The following is an 18909-nucleotide window of genomic DNA, read 5'->3' as shown; positions in this document are numbered from 1 at the left end:
CACCTTCCGCATATGAGCTGACGGCAGTGCCGCGCCGCTCATGCAGCGTATCGAGCATCAGGCGGCCATACAGCAGCGTCATCGCCGGAACGGCGGCGTAGAGCGAGGTTTCTGGACGATAGTCGGGCGCGTCCGGCCCGCACACAGGAGCTGAGGGGTTGAAAGTACAGTCGAGGGTGGACCGCAGATACCACGCGTTCGGATTGGAGGCGTCCACGCTGCCGCGATAAAGCGAATATTCGTAGGGACCAGCAACGACAGGGCCAGCGAGCGCAAACAGACCCGGCACCGTCGTGCCGCCGTTGATCGCATCGACGACGAGAATGCCGTTGAGGGCGGTGAGAGCGCCGCCGCCGCCAACGTTGTTGACGCTCAGGAGTGACGTTCCGGTGCCCGCTCCGCCATCGATCACAAGTTTATCGGATGGCGATCCATCCGATCCGAGCTGAGTGTCCAAACGAACTGTGCCGCCCTGCCCGATATAATTTCCGATCACAGTAACGGAATCGGCGGCCGACCCGTTCATCATGTCGATCATACCGGCGTTGACCACCGAGACCGCGCCAACCCCGAACGGCGTGATGACGCCGTTAACACCGCCCGAATAGACTATGCTTGTGCCGTCAATGGATAGACTGCCGGTTAAGGTGCCTGCATCACCCAGGACGAGAGTGCTATCCAGCGTGAAGTGCGCAGACGACGTTAACGAGACGGTCTCCCAATTCTGAAATCTCGCGCTTCCAGTGACCGTCGAGTTCGAAATCTCAAGCTCATCGATGCCATCACCACCGTCGAGGAGCGTTAAACCTCCAAGCTCAGTTGGCCCCAGCCCCCCGATAAAAACTACGTCGTTGTCGCCGCCTAAGCCAATCGTACCGATGACGACGCCGCCCGTCCACGTCAACTCGTCGACGCCGCTACCCGTCGACATTCCACCGCCAATGGAACCGCCACTCACTGTCAATGAGTTGTCGCCATTTCCCATATTGACGATGCCGCCGATCTGGCCGTTGGAAAGGATGAAGGTGTCGTTGTTGCCCCATGCAATGACATTGCCAATGACGGTTCCACCCGACATATCGAAAACATTGTTGCCGATGTTCATGTCGACGGAGCCGATAGTGCCGCCCGTGATCGTCGCAAAATCACCGTCAGAAAATGTGCCCACGATCGTGCCGCCGGTCATAAGGAAATGGTCGAGGCCACCGCCTTGCGCCACAGCACCGACCGTGCCGCCATGCATAGTGAAGGTGTCGATGCCATCGCCTTGTCGAACCGTTCCCCCAATGACGCCGTCGGTCATCGTAAATGCGTCGACGCCATCGCGGGAGATGACGTCGCCGCTTACATTACCCCCCGTTACCTGCGTGATGCTGGTGCCGTTGCCTAGAAACTCGAAGCTGTCAAAACTGCCGCTAGAGATGTTGAGCTCGTTGTTCCCAGCCGGGATGACTGTCGGAGCAACCGTTGGATCGGGCGGCGCATCGGTACAATCGTAACGTTCACCACCAACAATAACTGTTGTGGTGCATCCCGCTTCTGCTTCGCCGGATCCGCCGACGAACACCAATAATGACGTCGTAAGCAGCATAACACTTGTTGCTGGTGCAAATGCGCGTCGTGTCAAGGCTGGCCTCAATCTCTGTGTCCGGCGCTATCCTTGGCGACGTGATCACCTGCGATGAGCGCCATGCCAGAATAGCCGCGAAAGCTGCACACTTACGCGATCTGACCTTACGATTGACGCTTAAACTGGCACCGTAGAGCACGGGAATTGAGGTTCGAACGGCGGCGAATTGGCCGCGAACATCTTCAAATCAATAAAACGCATCATGCGCGAATCGCGAGTGCAGGGAAACAGGGATTTCAAATCCGCAGACTTCGATTTCGGCGGCAGCTATCGATAAAGCAGGCCACTCCGATTGCGTTGATCAAAGCTGCACGGGGCAATTGCCGGCGACGAAGCCTCCTTCTCCGGCGCGCGCGGCACAATACGCCGGGGCAACGCAATAATGCCGATATCGCACCCGAACCTCCCGACAAGGTTGAAGCATCCCGCGCAACTGCTGCCAGCAGCAAGCGGGATTTGATGCCGGCAGCTGTCTTCTCAACGCTCCATTTCAGCATTGCGATCACGGCCCGCAAGTGGAATAGAAAACGCATGGGAATACTCACAAAATACGACGGGCAAGGCTCCTCAATGCGCATACTGCATACCGCCGATTGGCATATCGGCCAAACGCTCAACGGGTGGTCGCGGGAGCATGAGCACGAATCCTTTTTTGCCAACCTGAGTCAACTGATCGCCTCTGAACGGATCGACGTCCTACTTGTGGCCGGCGACGTATTCGACGGTATCAATCCCTCCGGCGACTCACTGCGCCTGCTTTACCGTGCCATTGCCGATTGTCTGCGCGCCAATCCCAAGCTGCAGATCATAATGACGGCGGGCAACCACGATCCCGCGCAACGCCTGGAAGCACCGGAAGCGGTATTGAACGCACTCGGCGTGCACGTGCTCGGCACGCTGCGCAGAAACGCTGACGGCGTCGACATGGACCGTCACCTGATCCCACTACGCGACGCCTCGGGCGTCCTGCGTGCGCATGTGCTGGCGATACCGTTTCTGCGGCAAGCCGATTTGCCGGGGCTGCAACTCGGCGCGACTGGAGGCTCCGAGCATGCCATCACCACAGCTGCGCGCGCCTTGCATATCGCAATGACGGAAGCGGCCAATATCCGTGCCGATGGGTTGCCGATCATTGCTATGGGCCATCTGACGTGTGCGGGCGGCCTTGAATCCGAAGGGGCAGAGCGGCGCATCCTGATCGGTGGCGAGCACGCCGTCCCGCCCGACATTTACCCTTCCGCGTTGTCCTATGTCGCGCTTGGCCATTTGCACCGCGCACAATCTCTCGATGGCGGACGGGTGCGTTATTCCGGCTCGCCGTTTCCGTTATCCGCCGCCGAAATTGGCTATGATCACGGCGTAACATTGCTTGATCTGAATGAAGGCTTCACGCCGACGCACATTCCCGTCCCTCGGGCCGTGCCAATGTATCGCCTGCCAGCGTCAGGCGTCGCACCGCTGTCGGAAGTCATCGACGCTCTGAATGCACTGGATCTCGCCGCCGATACTCCGCGCAATGCGCAACCCTTCGTTTATCTGTCCCTGCTGGCTGATCAACCCGTGACGCAGATTGCTGCAACGCTTGACGCGCTGGTGTCCTCGCTGCCCATCCGCGTTGCCGGGCAGTCAATCACCAAACCCGAAGCCATCGCCGCGCCGAGTGCATCGCCGCCAAGCCTTTCGGAAACCAACCCTGAGGATCTGTTCCACATGGCCTTCCGCACGTCGCATGGCGTCGATCCTGACACGATGCATCTTGCTGCGTTCCGCGAAGCGTTCTCCGAAATCTGAAGTAGATACCCAATCACATGCGCATCCTTTCGATTTCCGGCGAGAATATCGCAAGCCTCGCACAGCTCTTTACGATCGACTTCACCGCCGAACCCTTAGCCGGCGCCGGCCTCTTCGCCATCACCGGCGAAACCGGAGCGGGAAAATCCTCGATCCTCGACGCGATGTGCCTCGCACTTTACGGCGACGCGCCGCGCCTTGCCGGGGCAGCGGTCGATGATGTTCCCGATCCGTCCGGCAAAGCGATCAAGGCGCGCGATCCCCGCGCCATCCTGCGCCGCGGTGCCAGACAGGGATGGGCCGAAGTTCGTTTTCAAGCGCGCGACGGACAGGATTACATTGCACGCTGGCACGCACGCCGGGCGCACGACCGAATCGACGGACAATTGCAGAATGTTGCGCGCTCCCTGACGCGCGCTTCCGATGGCCAGGTCATCGCCAGCCAGATCAGCGCCGTTGCTCAGGAAGTCGCAGCGCTGACGGGGCTCTCTTACGAGGAATTCCGCCGCACCGTGCTTCTGGCTCAGGGCGATTTCGATGCCTTCCTGCGCGCTGACACCAATGAACGCGCCGCGCTGCTGGAAAAGGTGACAGGCACGGCCCAATATCGCGCGGTGTCGTCGCGGATCTATGAGCGATGCGAGGCAGCGCAGAGCGCGTACGACAAGTTGAACCAGCGTCGGGACTCTCACCAGTTGTTGAGCGCTGAGGCCATCGAAGCGCTCACTACCGAGCGCGAAGCTCTCAAACAGGCCAATCAGGCTGCAACCGTTGAAATCGCCAATCTGCAAGCGGCGCTGGCCCGTCATAAGCGGCACACGGAAACCGCGCAGCAAGTGGCAGCCGCTACCGCCGAACTTGAGAAGGCGGTCGACGCCCAAACTGCTGCGTCCGCGGCACGTGCAGAACTCACCCGTTTAGACCGCGCGGCGCCGCTGCGTGCTCCGTGGCAGGCTGTTTCAACCGCGCACAATCGCGTTCAATCAGCGCGAACCGCAGCCGATACGGCCAAATCTGTCGCCGACGAAGCAGCCCAAAAAGCGGACGAGCTGAAGATCATCTTCAACGGCGCTGAGGCCAGCAGCAAAGCGCGCGACGAAGAATTCAAAAATTTCGGTCCGTTATGGATCGATGCCGCCGACCTCGACAGCAAAATCGGATCGGCAGCAAAAGAACTGGACAGCGCCCACGCCGAGCACCGCACATCGCAGCAAAAGGCAAAGGAAGCCGACGATGCGTTGCAGGCATTGCAGAAGGACAACGCCGAAGTCCAGTCGGCTTTTGACGCCGCAGTTTCTGCGCTTTCCGGTCTGTCCGCCGATTGTGCGCTAACAGATGCGTGGACACATATCCGGCAACGCATCGCTGAGCACTCCGACGCCAGCACATCTTTCGCCCGCGCCAAGGCTGACCTAGCCAAGCATGAAGCTGAAGCCGGGCGACTGAAGGAAAAGCTGGCCCTGCTCACAACCGAGACAACGACTGACAAGGCAAACGAAGCAAAGCTGACCGAACAGATCGACGCTCTTGCTGAACACATCAGCAGCCTGGAAGCCAAACACCCACTGACGCAAGGCTCGGCGCTACAGACCCTCGCGACGGCGCTTGCGGATATGCTGCGCGCAGCGGCGCAGTATAGGTCTGCGAACGAAGCTCTCACGGCAGCAGAAGCGTCGAGCCAGGCCGCCAGCGATACGATTGCCAAAGCCGTCACCGATGCAAAGTCTGCTGGCGATGCGCTGGTCTTGGCTGAAGCCCAGGTTAAGGCACTCGCGGCGCCGTCCGAGCAGGCCGATCTCGCCGTGTCCGATATTGCGCGCGAGTTGCGTCTCCGCCTGGAACCCGGCGCACCATGTCCGGTCTGTGGATCGCCCGAGCACCCCGTACATGATGCGGACGTTGCGTTGGCGGAACTCGCAGCCAAGTTGCGTATGAATCTGCAGGCGGCCAGAACCGCCGTCGAGGACGCACGCAAGCAGCAATCTGACGCGCACCGGACGCAGGATCGCGCGGAGGCACAGCGCAATCAGTCCGTTGTTGATGCACAAAAGGCTGAGAAGCAGAAAGCAGATGCCAGCACTCAATGGCGGGATGCGCGCGACAGCGCCGTCGCAATCCCGCAGTGTCCGCCGCTGCCCGATCAACCTTCGGAAGACACAGCGCATCTTGACACACTGCGAGCCGATGCGATTGCCGCACAACAAAAAGAAGCCCAGGCACAGCAGCAACTAACTGAGTTGCGCAACAAAACGAAACAGCTGTCTTCGCAGCGGGAAGATCTGCGCAAAGCCATGCAGGATCGTGATGTCAATCGCGAACAGCTGAAAATCGATCTTGCCACCACCGACAACAGCCTGACGCTTGCGCAGCGCAATGGTGAGCTTGCATGCGAGCAGACCCAACGTCTCGCTACGGAGCTTGCGCCGCTGCTGCAATCGCTGGACGAAAGGCTGGATGATCCCGCGCTTTCCACTGCGCTTGAACGCCGGGTTCAGCACGTAACAGATCTGCGCCAGAAGCGCGAAGCCGCCAAGACCGCTCTCGATAATCTGGTGCCGCGCATCACCAGAGCGGCAAGCGCGGCAGAGAACGCTATCAAGCTGGCGGCAGACTTGGAAACGGTGGCCGCCACGCGGCAGCATGCATTGCAGGCGCTGCGAGACAAACGCGCGCCACTGCTGGGCGGAGAACCCACCGAAGCCCATCGCAACCGTCACGCTGAGATGCTGAGCGCTGCCACCGCCGCGTTGAATGTCGCGCGCACGACGCTGAACGAAGCCATCAACCTATCGACAGCAGCAACAAGCAGCGCTGAAGCTGCGGAGGCCGAGCATAACAAAGCGCTGCAAGAGCACGCGCAGGCACGGAGCACTCTCGCCGCAGCGCTGTCCACCACCGACCTAGCAGAGGAAAACCTCGCCGCACTTTTCGCCCGGCCAGCCACCGAAATCGAAAGCTTGCGCCAGCAGCTGCGGACACTCGACGATGCAGTGACATCGGCACAGGGTACGCTAGCATCGCGCCGCCGGGATTTTGCTGAAGCTGAGGCTGCCGGCCTGCCTGAACTGACCGTTGAAGCCCTCGCAGAAGCACGCGGCGAACTCGAACAGGCATGCAACGCACGTACCGAGCGGATTGGTGCCATCGATGGCGACATTCTGCGCGATACAAACGCGCGCGCCGCCCTTGCCGGGCTTGAGCAGGAGATCAGCAAGGCACATGCTGAACTGAAAGTTTGGGAAGCGGTCAACCACGCTGCGGGTTCGAAAAGCGGAGACAAGTTCGCCCGGATCGCGCAGTCCATCACACTCGATGTATTGGTCGACCACGCCAACCACCATCTTGCGGATCTCAACCCGCGTTATCGTCTGCGTCGTGCAGCTGATCTTGCGCTGCAGGTTGAGGATCGCGACATGGGCAACGAAACCCGGGCAACGCGCAGCCTTTCCGGCGGCGAGCGCTTCCTCGCCTCGCTAGCCCTTGCTCTGGCGCTGTCGCGCATGGGCGGCAAAGGCGGACTTGCTGCGACGCTGTTCATCGATGAAGGCTTCGGATCGCTGGACGCACTTAGTCTTGACCTGGCGATCGACGCATTGGAAAGCCTGCAGTCGCAAGGTCGGCAGGTCGGTGTCATCAGCCATGTCGATGCAATGAAGGAGCGCATCTCCACGCGTATCACCGTGCGCAAGCAGGGCGGCGGCAAAAGCGTGGTCGATATCAGTCAGGGCTCGACATAGCCTTAAGCCTGCCGGTTGTTCTGGCGCTGCGATCACTGCGGCCGTTTGGGCGAACGCCGCGAGAGCCGTAACGTCAAACGTGCGTCGCACCGAAGCGACTGTGGGCTTCCAGTGCTAGCCCCGTGGCAACCGAGCCGAACGCATCGCCTTCAACGATGCGGGCATTGGTGAACGCCTCTCTCAACGTTGCGAGCAGCAGCGGTATGCGCGACGAGCCACCGGTTAAAAACACCGCGCCGATGGCGTCGGCCGAAACGTTGCTCTGGCTCAGCGTGCTTCTGATTGTTGTATGTATGCGGTCAATCTGATCCGCAATTGCGCGCTCGAACTGCTGCCGCGAAATGTCTATCGGTTCGATGCCGGCAAGCTTCTGCAAATCCATCGATATCTGACTAACGGACGAGAGCTCAATCTTGACGTCCTCAACAGCGGTCAGCAGCGCGTGGCCCTTCCTGTTCTCCAGCACCTCAAGCAGCCGGTCGAGTTTCTCTGGCTCGACCATATCGCGGCGTACCTGGCGCATGTCGGCGAAGATTTTCGAGTCATAAAGGAAGTTGATGCGCTGCCAGGTTGCCAGATCCTGATACCACCACGACGGCGTTTCCATGTTCTTGTGACGAAGCTTGGCGCCAAGCCCAAGGCTGGGCAGCACGGCATCGAGTTCGAGTCGACGGTCGAAGTCGGTACCACCGATGTGCACACCCGAATACGCGAGAATGTCTGACTTGCGGTCCGGCTTGCCGCGCCGATGCGGAGAGACGCGGACGATGGAGAAGTCCGACGTACCGCCGCCGATGTCGACGACAAACGCCAGCTCTTCAGCAGCTACCTGCCGTTCGTAGTCGAGCGCAGCAGCGATCGGCTCGAACTGGAATTCAATGTGCTTGAAGCCTGCATGCTGCGCCGCCTGCCGCAGTTGATCCTCAGCGTTCTTGTCGGCCTCGGGGTTCTCATCCACGAAAAACACCGGGCGCCCCATGACAACGGACGCAGGCTCATCGGCGGCGTTGCGCACGTAACTAAGAAACAGCGACACGATCTCGTCAAACCGGAGGCGCTTTGCGCCAACCTGCGTTTGCTCGTGGATGAGCGAGGATCCGAGCACCGATTTCAACGAACGCATCAGGCGCCCGTTCTCGCGCTGCAAGTAGCGCGAGACGGCTTCGCGGCCGAAGGTGACACTTGCGTCCTCGAAGCTGAAGAATACCGCGGTGGGAATTGAAACGCGGCCCTCTTGCAAAGGGATCAGCGCGGGGTGGGCTTCCGCCGCGTGGCCGATGGCGCTGTTGGAGGTGCCGAAGTCAAGGCCGCACGCGCCAGAGGCAAGTGTCATATCGCTTCCTATGAAGATTTGGAGGTGCCGCAGCGAATCCGGGAGGACGCTTAAGAGCGCAAACTCACGCGCGGCGCTTCGGCGGGTGCATGGGCTAGCAAGTCACGATGCTGGCTGCAAGCTTCACCGCGATCCGCAAAAGTTTGAAAGTCGAGGTCATCACGCCTGCGCGCATCTACCTGCACAAGCTGGGATCCGCAGAGCGATGGGCCCGGCGCTGCCTGCTGGGTTCCTTACTGGTGCAAGATCTGGGCGCGTCCGCGCAAGGCCGATTTCACGGTGTGTCTCTGCGGGGGCGCAGCTTAACAGGCCAACTTGCGCCGACAGTCGGGGGGGCTTTTGACACCCACCTGACACTTGGCCACCTACGATATTTTATAGGTGCAGCCTAAGTCCTTGAAATAATGGTCGGAGCGAGAGGATTTGAACCTCCGACCCCCAGTCCCCCAGACTGGTGCGCTAACCAGGCTGCGCTACGCTCCGAAGCGCCCCTTTTGCCAACTGCCGCCGCGTCGGTCAAGCGTGGCCTTAAAACCTTTACCCAAAAAGCTTTTCAAGCCCCTCCAAGTGATCCGGCAATCGCCGACAAACCACCGGTCCCGCGCCCGCCTCTGACGCCACAGCGGCATACAGGCCCTCCGCCACCGCCAGATCCGTCACCGTCAGAGCGCGCGCACCCTGGCTTGGTGGCTCAGGAGCGGTTGTCTGCTCCGCCAATTCCACTTCTTGATCCGCACCGGCCAGCACGGCCCGCGCCCGGGCAGCGATCGGCGCAATATCGTCGCCCAAACCGCTTGCGTCAGCCGGCGGCGGCGCTGCTGCCCGGCCTCTCACCCCCAAGCGCGTCAGCATCCGCCCCACGCCGCGGCCGTCTGCCTTCGCCAGCGCTTCGATACGCACCCACGCCTGCAGAAACCGCATTGTCGGATCGACGGGCAGAACGTCCACCGACAGATGCGCAGCCGCAGCCTCAATACCGGCGCGACGCGCATCGCCTATCCGTACCTCGCGATGGCGCTCGATATCAACGCCGATCATCCGCCCGGCAGACAGCCCGATCAGCGCCACGCCCGGTGCGTGGGAAAGACTGAAGGCGTAAGGTGATTGCGCGAGAAACGGTTTGCCGCGCTCTGTCACAGCGAATGTCTGACGTGCCACATCAGGGCCGCAGCCGCGACCAACAATAGCTCGCAATGCGATATGTGCCGCAAGCCATTCGTTGCGCACCAAATCATCGCGCAGCGCCGCTGCGCGTTCATGCTCGGCTGCGCTCAGCAGCAGATGACGCGCCTCGAACGCCTGTAGCGCGGGCGCCGCAGCGGCAATATCAACAAACCAGATTTCACTATGCCAAACGTCTGAATGCTGGACGTTTGTGTGTGGAACGTCTGGGGCCGAATGCGGCATCCGCAAGCCCGGTTACGCGCGGGCGCTGCGGCGTGCCTGCGGTTGGGCGCGACGCTCGGACGTTTCCACCGCTTCGCCCAGCAGCAGACTGCGGCAGTTTTCCAGCTCAGCGATCACCGCCAGAATCTGCTCGCGCGCAGGTGATTTTGCAGCAGCAGCCTGCGCCTGACGTCCCGTCCGCAAACGCTTCAGCCGCGAACGCTTGGCAGTCGGCTCCGGCGCATCCTCAACAGAAGCCACAGCTACCGCAACTTCCGCTTCCGGCTCCGGTCCCAGACCGGCGGCCTTCACGGTATCCACCCCCTGCTCGCGCAGAATCTTCTGCACACCCTTGATGGTGTAACCTTCAGCATGCAGAAGCTGGCAGATGCCGCGCAGAAGATCCATGTCTTCCGGACGGTAGTAGCGGCGGCCGCCACCACGTTTCATCGGCTTGATTTGCGGAAAACGCCCTTCCCAGAAACGCAGGACGTGCTTCGGGACATTGAGCTCGTCGGCGACCTCGCTGATGGTGCGAAAGGCTTCTGCCGTCTTCGTCAATTACGCCTCCACAGGCTGCGCCAGCACACCACCGCACAACGGGCGGCAGCTCACTCGGCTGCCTTGCTACGGCGGGCGTGACCCTGGTTGATGCGTTCTTTCATAATGTTGCTGGGCCGGAAGACCAATACCCGGCGCGGTGTGATCGGCACTTCATCCCCTGTTTTAGGGTTGCGGCCCATGCGCTCGCCCTTCTCGCGAATGCCGAAAGAACCGAACGACGAAAGCTTGACCGAATCCCCGCGCGCGAGGCTCGAAGAGATCTCGCCCAGCACCAGCTCAACAAGTTCCTGGCTTTCGTTGCGCGGTAATCCCACTTTCCGCACGACCGCATCAGCGAGATCAGCCCGCGTTAACGTCTTGCCACTCATGGCCCTTTTGCCTCCCACTCCACATCTTTTTTCCGATGCTACTTGCGGGCGCGGCCAGCGTCAATCGAGACAACATTTCAACTAGCTGAAATCAAACAAAGAAACATGCCGCGTTGCAGAAAAGATCGGTGCACTCACCAACGGGCCAGCACGGCACCCCAGGTAAATCCGCCGCCCATCGCTTCCATAAGTACCAGCGAACCTTCGTTAATACGGTGATCTTCAAAGGCTTGGTTAAGCGCGAGCGGGATCGAAGCCGCCGACGTGTTGCCATGCCTGTCGAGCGTTACGACAATTTTCTCAGCCGGAACACCAAGCTTGCGCAGCACGCCATCGAGAATGCGCTGGTTGGCCTGATGCGGCACATAGAGATCGATCTCGTCCGGCGCGTAGCCAGTCATGACGAGGGTTTCCTCGATCACGCCGGAAATTTTCTGCACCGCATGACGGAACACTTCGCGCCCGTTCATACGCAAATGGCCAACCGTCTTGGTCGAGCTCGGTCCACCGTCCACGTACAGCAGATCTTCAAAGCGCCCATCGGAGCGGATGCGCGAGGCCAGAATTCCGCGATCCTCGCGCGTGCCGATCTGAGACTGCGCTTCCAGCACAACCGCGCCAGCACCGTCGCCGAACAGCACGCAGGTGGTGCGATCCTCCCAGTCGAGAATGCGCGAAAATGTTTCGGCGCCAACAACAACGGCCCGCTTGAACTGTCCGGACTTGATAAAGTTGTCGGCGATGGTCAGCGCGTAGACGAAGCCCGAACATACGGCCTGCACGTCGAACGCGGCGCCCTTGGTGACGCCCAGACCCTGCTGAATTCGCACCGCAGTAGCGGGAAAAGTGCGATCAGGCGTAGCGGTCGCGCAGATCACCAGATCGATATCAACCGGATCGATGCCCGCGCGCACCAGCGCTTTCTTGGCAGCCGCGATGCCCAGATCGGAGGTCATTTCTCCGTCGGCCGCGATGTGGCGCTCGCGAATGCCGGTACGTTCAACGATCCAGTCGTCGCTGGTGTCAACGATCTTCGCGAGGTCGGCGTTGGTCAGGACGCGCTTGGGAAGATAGGCGCCAACGCCTCGGATCACTGAACGGATGACTGCCACTGAGTTGCCTTGCTTCTCTTATTGTTGGCCCTGGCCAGCTGCCTAAACCCGATGGCACGCGCACACAAGCGGTCAAGCCGTGGTTGTCTCACGATCCCGGCCATTAACCGGCCGTTGTATCGGTCGTCGCCTCAAGCTTGTCATGAAACGCCGTCAGATCAGCCGTAAGCCGAGGAATGAGGTGGCTCTGCGCCATTTCGTACGCGAGATCGACGGCGCTGGCAAAGCCAAGCGCATCAGTTCCCCCATGGCTTTTCACAGCAATGCCGTTCAAGCCCAGGAACGTCCCGCCATTTACCCGCCGCGGGTCCATTTTTTCCTTCAGCACCCGGAAGCCGCCCGAAGCCAGCACCGCGCCCAGCTTTGAAAGCCATGTACGCCGCATGGCAGCGCGCAGATATTCGGCAATCTGCTTGGCGGTACCCTCGGCGGTCTTCAGCGCGATATTGCCCGCGAACCCCTCAACCACCACCACATCGACGCTGCCCTGCCCGATCTGGTCGCCCTCGATGAAGCCCCGGTAATCGAGCGGCAGTTCCGCCGTGCTCTTGAGGATGCTGTGCGCCTCGCGCACCTCATCGACGCCCTTCACCTCTTCCACGCCCACATTCAGCAGGCCGACAGTCGGGCGCTCGATATGGAACAGCGCGCGGGCCATCGCCGCGCCCATCATCGCCAGATGGCACAGCTCGCGCGAGGAAGCGCCGATGTTGGCGCCAACGTCGAGCACGATGCATTCCGCCTTAACGGTCGGCCAGATCGCCGCCAGCGCAGGCCGCTCAATGCCCTTGATCGGACGCAGGATCAGCTTCGACATGGCCATGAAAGCGCCGGTGTTGCCGGCCGAAACCGCCACGTCCGCTTCCCCGTTACGCACCGCGTCGATTGTCATCCAGAGGCTGCTGCCCTTGCCGCGCCGAAGCGCCTGGCTGGGCTTCTCGCTCATGCCAATAACGCGATCGGTGTGCACAACGCGTGACTTGGCCGCCAGCGCAGGCAGCCGCTCAAGCTCGGCGCGAATGGCCGGCTCGTCACCGTAAAAAATAAAACTGAGCGCCGGAGAGCGCTCTAATGACAGTGCTGCGCCGGGTACCACGACCGAAGGGCCATGATCGCCACCCATGGCATCAAGCGCAATTGTCCGCGGCTGAGACATAGCGCGGGTCGCCTCGTAGTTTTCGCCTATGGAGAGGTAGCGGAGGACACGACTGGCCACCCCTTGAAGTAGCGGACCATACTCTTTTGCATATGCGAAACAACCGGATTCTGGGGCTCTCCCACCGCGGCTTTGTGAGCCACTGCGGCCATAATGCCACGATGCCGCATCATGGCGGGACCGCGCTTCAGGCGCCATCCTTCAGCTTTTTCAGGATATCGAATGGCCCGGCAGGCCGCTCCTCGTCGTCCGCGTCGCCGCCCTCAAACGCTGCCCCATCCTTGCGCGGATAGGGGTTGAGGTTCGCCACCAGCGTCTCGAAAACAATCCGGCCGACGTCGATCTCGCCCCGTTCTATCGGCTCGATTTCCGCTGCCGAAAGCGCTTCAAGCTCATCGGCGCTGCTCTGTGGCAAGCCCTGCGCCGGGCTGTACTCAACGTCGAACACCGCCTTCACTTCTTCATCCAGCGGCTCAAGCGTCACCACGCAGCTCTGCTTCAGCCGCGCCTTAAGATCGCCCGCCAGCCGATAATGGCCCTTGCCCAGCGCCCGGATGGAAAAACGGGTATCGAGAAAGTCGCAAGCCAGCAGATCCAGCTCGGCGGCAATGGCCGCGCGCTCGGCCTCGGTTGCGACACGGCTTTCGCGCAGACCGCCATCGGGGATTTGCGTCGTCCGATAGGACCAGCCAAGAGCTACTGTTTCCGTCATGGGTCGTGCTCGCCTGTGTTCGTTCGTGTCGGGGTTAGTCTGTAGCGTCGGCGCCGGAAGTATGCGCGCCCGTTTCACCGATAAACTCTGCCACCGGTGGAAAAATCACCTCGCCCGCAGCCACGTCCACCTTGGCCAGGGCCAGCTGCCCCGCCCGGGCATAGCGCGCCAGCACCGCCGCATGGGCGTTGATTTCGGCGGCAGCATCCGCATTGCCCTCGACATCATAGACGTGCCGGGCAAACGAGGCCGCCAATGCCGCCGCATCGGCGTCGGTGGCCGTCGCATCACGGTAGTCCATCAGCCGGTCGTAAAGTCCGGTCGCGGCCCGCCGTACTTTCTTGGGCACCGACAGATCGCCGGTCGCCAGCTCGCGCAGGCTGTCGTCAATGTCGGCGATGAACATTTCGACCAGCAGCCGGTCCAGCCTGCTGTCGGCCACGCCCTGCTCCCGCAACCGCTCCAGCACCAGAATGAGATGCAGCACCAGCATCTCGTAGCGGCCGACGGGCGTGTCCGGCACACCCAGGCCGGCATAAAATTCCGGGCTGCGGGATTGCGTCACGACCGCGCCATAAATTTTGCCTGCCTTACGGCGGGTCTTGGAGCGGAACATCAGGGATTCCAGCATGGGTGCCGGGGCCTTTGGTAAACGAAGCTATCGGGGAAAGAGGACGCAGGGTTGTATCTGTGCCGTTGCAATCGCGCAGCCCACGGGCTAAGCGCAATTTCGCCCTGCTCTCAATGCAATCTCGGGAACACATAACATAATGCGCCGAGAGATGAACGACCACCAACGCCACACGCCCCCCCAGCGCCATAAGCCGGTTGCGCCCGCCATGTTGCGTGGAGGCGTCCGCTGCCTTTCGCTCGTCGGCCTGCTCGCTGGCGCGCTCGCCATCGCCGCCTGCGATTCCAACGTCATCAAGCATGGCGTGCAGTTCCATGAGGGCGACCTGCAGCAGGTCCAGCCCGGCATGACGCAGGAACAGGTGCGCATGAACCTTGGCACGCCATCCACCACCGCTGTGGTCGGCACCAGCCAAGCCTATTATTACATCTCCAGCACCGCGACGCAGACCGCGTTCATGCTGCCGACCGAGCAGGATCGCCAGGTCGTCGCCGTGTACTTCTCGCCCGGCGGCACGGTCGAACGCGTCGCCAACTACGGCATGAAGGACGGTCGCGTGTTCGATTATGTCTCGCGCACCACGCCCGCGCCGGGCGGCAAGGACGACGGCATCATCAAGCAGCTGTTCCGCAACCTCGGCACCAAGCAGATCTTCGGCGACTAAGGGTTTCTTTCTTTTGCACCGGCGACACTTCTCTTGCGCTGGCGACTGTGCTCCGCACAGCCGGCCGCCAGCGCTGATTGGTGCGCGCGGCCCCCGTTTCCCCTCCACGCTGTTCTGCCGGCAAGGCTGCCCACGCGCTCGGCGGCCGGCTCCGCGTAGCGGAGTCGCCGAGCGCCAGAAAAAAGGCCCGGAGCGATCCGGGCCTTTTCGTTTTTCGATGCAACGTGCGTTGCGAGCTATCAACCCTGTGCAGCCAGAACCGCCAGCAGCAGCAACGCAACGATGTTAGTGATCTTGATCGCCGGGTTCACGGCCGGGCCCGCGGTGTCCTTGTAGGGATCGCCAACGGTGTCACCGGTCACGGCTGCCTTGTGGGCATCCGAACCCTTCTTGTGCTTCACGCCATCCTTGTCGACGAAGCCGTCTTCGATCGCCTTCTTCGCGTTGTCCCAGGCGCCACCGCCCGAGGTCATCGAGATGGCGACGAACAGGCCGTTGACGATCACGCCCAGCAGCATCGCGCCGACAGCCGAGAACGCCGCGCTCTTGCCCTCTGCGCCACCGCCCGCGATGTAATAAATCGCGAAGTACAGCACGATCGGCGACAGCACCGGCAACAGCGAAGGAATGATCATTTCCTTGATGGCTGCGCGCGTCAGCAGGTCGACAGCCGCCGCATAGTCCGGACGGTCCTTGCCCTGCATGATGCCAGGCTTGGCCTTGAACTGGCGGCGAACCTCTTCAACGATGGCGCTGCCAGCACGGCCAACGGCTGTCATTGCCATACCGCTGAACAGGTACGGAATGAGACCACCGAGCAGCAGGCCGACAACCACGTACGGATTGGCCAGCGAGAAGTCCGGCGAAACGCCCTTGAAGTAGGAATAAGCGCCGGTAGCAGACTTGTTGGCTTCATCGATGAAGTGCTGCAGGTCGTAGCTGTAGGCTGCGAACAATACCAGCGCACCAAGACCAGCCGAACCGATGGCATAGCCCTTGGTCACAGCCTTGGTGGTGTTGCCGACAGCGTCGAGCGCGTCGGTCGAACGGCGCACTTCGCTCGGCAGGCCAGCCATTTCGGCGATGCCGCCGGCGTTGTCCGTCACCGGGCCGAACGCGTCGAGCGCAACCACCATGCCGGCAAGACCGAGCATCGTCGTGGTGGCGATTGCCGTACCGAAGAGGCCAGCCAGCGAGTAGGTGGAGAGGATGCCGATGACGATCACCAGCGCGGGCAGCGCGGTCGACTCAAGCGAGATGGCAAGGCCCTGGATCACGTTGGTGCCGTGGCCCGTCACCGACGACTGGGCGATCGAGCGCACCGGGCGATAGCCGATGCCGGTATAGTATTCCGTGATCCAGATGATGAGGCCCGTCACGCCGAGACCGACAAGGCCGCACAGGAACAGGTTCCAGCCGGTGATGGTCTGGCCTGCGGCCGTGCCAATTTCACCGAAGCCGCCCAGTACATAGTGCGTGGCCGCCCACAGTCCGGCAACCGAAAGCACAGCGCTGGCAAGGAAGCCACGATACAGCGCGCCCATGATCGAGTTGTTGGAGCCCAGCTTGACGAAGAACGTGCCGATGATCGAGGTGACGATGCACGCCGCGCAAATGGCGAGCGGATAGAGCATCAACAGCTCCAGGTTTGGCTGACCGGCAAAGAAGATCGAGCCCAGAACCATCGTGGCAACAACCGTCACCGCGTAGGTCTCGAACAGGTCGGCCGCCATACCGGCGCAGTCGCCAACGTTGTCGCCGACGTTGTCGGCAATCGTTGCGGGGTTGCGCGGATCGTCCTCGGGAATACCCGCTTCCACCTTGCCGACGAGATCGCCGCCAACGTCAGCACCCTTGGTGAAGATGCCGCCGCCGAGACGGGCGAAGATGGAGATCAGCGATGCACCGAAGCCCAGCGCAACCAGCGCGTCGGTCACGGTGCGGGAATCCGGCGCAAAACCTTGCCCGGCGGTCAGGAAGAAGTAGTAGCCAGCGACGCCAAGCAGCGCCATGCCGGCAACCAGCATGCCGGTGACAGCGCCCGACTTGAACGCGATGTCGAGGCCGCGGGCCAGCGAGTGTGTTGCCGCCTGCGCCGTACGCACGTTGGCGCGCACCGACACGTTCATGCCGACATAACCGGCAAGACCGGAGAGCACCGCGCCAATCAGGAACCCGACGGCAACCAGATAGCCCAGCAGTATCCATGCAGCGGCAAAGATGACGGCGCCAACGATGGCGATCGTCGTATACTGGCGATTGAGATAGGCCTGCGCGCCTTCGCGAATGGCGCCCGCAATCTCCTGCATCTTCGCCGTACCGGCGTCAGCGCTCATGACCGAGCGGATTGTAAACGCCGAGTAGGCGAGGGCTAGCACGCCGCAAGCGACGATCCCCCACAGCACTTCCGTCATTTTGTGTAATCCCCTATAGCGGCTTACGTACTGTTGTCGGCCCTCAACGCAAGTTGCTGACCTAACGCCTCTGTGACAATTCGCGGCGGAACATGCCAAATGTGTGGGCCGCTTGCAACACGGCTCGGCAGTCCCTACCCAGTTCTTAGTGCGCGGTCAGACAGCGGTGAAAGTGGCCATTTGGAGGAAGTCGATTATTCGTTCGCCGCTAACCGACATGCGAATCATTATTGCAGCGGCGCACAGCTTCGAAGCGTTCCAGTTCCGCCGTACAAGCGGTTAGGATCGCGCGATATTTTTAAATTCAGCCGCGCCCGGAACAGCCGTCACAGAGCTGTCGCCCAAGTCTGCAACATGTCAAAATAATGGTGCATCGGTCACACGCGAATCGCGACCGTTCACCGCCATGTGCGATTTTTCTGCTAATTTTTCCGATTGTTGTGTTAGTCAGGGCGCGACGTTGGAAACGTTCGTACACAATCTGTGAACGACACACCTCGAACATGGAGGACAACGCCTTGCCAAACCTTCTGGTACTGAGCGAAGGACGCCCGTGACGTTGGGCGCCGAACAGAAAATCCGTGGTCCCATCTGGGGCGAACTCACACGGGCACAGAACCGGCAAGCTGTCAGCAATCTGGCACGAGCCTTTCATCTGCCGCGCACCCAGGCGAAGACCGCCGTACTGGTCATGCTGGAAGCGCTCACGCAGTCACTCGACGAAGACGCGCTCTCGCGCGATACGCTTGCACATCTGATCACGTTGCTTGGCAACGGCGATTACGAGCGCGTGCTTGAAACGCCAACACTCATGGGCGCACCATCAACGCAGGCCATTGGCAAAGACGCGTTGAATGTGTTGTTTGGCCCTCAGGCCGCAGCAAACCTGTCCAGTCACGTCGCGAATGCCGCCGGCATCAGCATCACGGTTGCTGAGTATCTGTTGCCAGTCGTAGCCGCGATGATCGTTGGTGGTCTGTCTTTCCTGACGCGCGCCGAAGTGATCGGCTTCATCCGCAATGAACCGGCGATCCCTGAGGATTTCACCGCTGCATTGCAGTTGCCAGTTGGGCGCGGCAGCAGCGGCTTCTTCAACGGCCTCACGCTCGCAACCCACACTGTTTATGGCGACGCTGAGCGCGCAGATCTGTTTCGCCATCTGGCCGAAGAGATCCGTCTTGGCGCCAATGCGGCAGCGGCAGATCCCTACGAGCCGGTCCGACGCATCATCGCGCGCGGTTTCGGCATGCGTGCGCGGTATGTACCCTGGTTCGCCAAGCTGCACGTATGGGGCACATCGGCATTGCAGTCAGCTGGCACGCAGGCGCAGCAGCGTCTCAACCAGTTCCGCACCCGCATGCGGCACGAAGATCGGTGATTGTTCTTTTGCACCGGCAACACCCCTGCTGAG

13 protein-coding genes, 1 tRNA gene and 1 pseudogene are annotated in these 18909 nt (G+C 61.3%); 4 read left to right on the top strand and 11 right to left on the bottom strand.

Annotated elements, in window-relative coordinates; translation table 11 throughout:
* A pseudogene (locus C6Y62_RS15085) lies at positions 1-1591 on the bottom strand (autotransporter adhesin family protein); the annotation flags it as partial.
* Between the two features lie 498 nt (positions 1592-2089).
* Here C6Y62_RS15085 and C6Y62_RS15080 point away from each other — a divergent pair.
* Both C6Y62_RS15080 and C6Y62_RS15075 read left to right on the top strand, forming a co-directional pair.
* The gene (locus C6Y62_RS15080; RefSeq protein ID WP_338074480.1) at positions 2090-3421 is read left to right on the top strand and encodes an exonuclease SbcCD subunit D C-terminal domain-containing protein; all 1332 of its coding nucleotides are present in this window, start codon (positions 2090-2092) and stop codon (positions 3419-3421) included.
* A gap of 17 nt (positions 3422-3438) precedes the next feature.
* Positions 3439-7158, top strand: coding sequence for an AAA family ATPase (locus tag C6Y62_RS15075; RefSeq protein ID WP_173954604.1), 3720 nt, complete (start codon positions 3439-3441; stop codon positions 7156-7158).
* A 73-nt stretch (positions 7159-7231) separates the two neighbouring features.
* On the opposite strand, the gene C6Y62_RS15070 is transcribed toward C6Y62_RS15075, so the two are convergent.
* The 9 genes from C6Y62_RS15070 to C6Y62_RS15030 form a co-directional block, all read right to left on the bottom strand.
* Positions 7232-8491 (bottom strand): Hsp70 family protein, encoded by a 1260-nt coding sequence (locus C6Y62_RS15070; protein ID WP_173954603.1) that lies wholly within the window; start codon positions 8489-8491, stop codon positions 7232-7234.
* 405 nt (positions 8492-8896) lie between these two features.
* Positions 8897-8974: transfer RNA gene (locus C6Y62_RS15065), tRNA-Pro, on the bottom strand.
* 54 nt (positions 8975-9028) lie between these two features.
* A complete protein-coding gene (locus tag C6Y62_RS15060; protein WP_173954602.1) occupies positions 9029-9898 on the bottom strand; it encodes a 4'-phosphopantetheinyl transferase family protein in 870 nt (289 codons plus the stop codon).
* Positions 9899-9910: 12 nt separating this feature from the next.
* The gene (locus C6Y62_RS15055; protein ID WP_173954601.1) at positions 9911-10438 is read right to left on the bottom strand and encodes a MerR family transcriptional regulator; all 528 of its coding nucleotides are present in this window, start codon (positions 10436-10438) and stop codon (positions 9911-9913) included.
* A 50-nt stretch (positions 10439-10488) separates the two neighbouring features.
* Positions 10489-10809 (bottom strand): integration host factor subunit alpha, encoded by a 321-nt coding sequence (locus tag C6Y62_RS15050; protein WP_068459234.1) that lies wholly within the window; start codon positions 10807-10809, stop codon positions 10489-10491.
* A 134-nt stretch (positions 10810-10943) separates the two neighbouring features.
* A complete protein-coding gene (locus tag C6Y62_RS15045) occupies positions 10944-11921 on the bottom strand; it encodes a beta-ketoacyl-ACP synthase III (RefSeq protein WP_068459231.1) in 978 nt (325 codons plus the stop codon).
* A gap of 103 nt (positions 11922-12024) precedes the next feature.
* On the bottom strand, positions 12025-13077 hold the full coding sequence (gene plsX / locus C6Y62_RS15040) for a phosphate acyltransferase PlsX (protein ID WP_173954600.1): 1053 nt from the start codon (positions 13075-13077) through the stop codon (positions 12025-12027).
* 187 nt (positions 13078-13264) lie between these two features.
* Complete coding sequence (locus C6Y62_RS15035) at positions 13265-13789, bottom strand: YceD family protein (RefSeq protein ID WP_173954599.1); 525 nt, start codon at positions 13787-13789, stop codon at positions 13265-13267.
* Positions 13790-13823: 34 nt separating this feature from the next.
* Positions 13824-14405: a ubiquinol-cytochrome C chaperone family protein gene (locus C6Y62_RS15030; protein WP_173954598.1), complete on the bottom strand. Its 582-nt coding sequence runs from the start codon at positions 14403-14405 to the stop codon at positions 13824-13826.
* A 154-nt stretch (positions 14406-14559) separates the two neighbouring features.
* Between C6Y62_RS15030 and C6Y62_RS15025 the strand changes: the two genes are divergently transcribed.
* Positions 14560-15084: an outer membrane protein assembly factor BamE gene (locus C6Y62_RS15025; protein WP_246274767.1), complete on the top strand. Its 525-nt coding sequence runs from the start codon at positions 14560-14562 to the stop codon at positions 15082-15084.
* Positions 15085-15323: 239 nt separating this feature from the next.
* Here the strand turns inward: C6Y62_RS15025 and C6Y62_RS15020 are convergent, their stop codons facing one another.
* A complete protein-coding gene (locus C6Y62_RS15020) occupies positions 15324-17498 on the bottom strand; it encodes a sodium-translocating pyrophosphatase (RefSeq protein ID WP_173954597.1) in 2175 nt (724 codons plus the stop codon).
* A 553-nt stretch (positions 17499-18051) separates the two neighbouring features.
* Here C6Y62_RS15020 and C6Y62_RS15015 point away from each other — a divergent pair.
* Positions 18052-18876: a DUF937 domain-containing protein gene (locus tag C6Y62_RS15015; RefSeq protein WP_173954596.1), complete on the top strand. Its 825-nt coding sequence runs from the start codon at positions 18052-18054 to the stop codon at positions 18874-18876.
* Positions 18877-18909: the final 33 nt, after the last annotated feature.

The organism is Hyphomicrobium sulfonivorans (genome assembly GCF_013306565.1).
GTDB classification, from domain to species: domain Bacteria; phylum Pseudomonadota; class Alphaproteobacteria; order Rhizobiales; family Hyphomicrobiaceae; genus Hyphomicrobium_A; species Hyphomicrobium_A sulfonivorans.
This window is presented reverse-complemented; position numbering and strand designations above follow the sequence as displayed.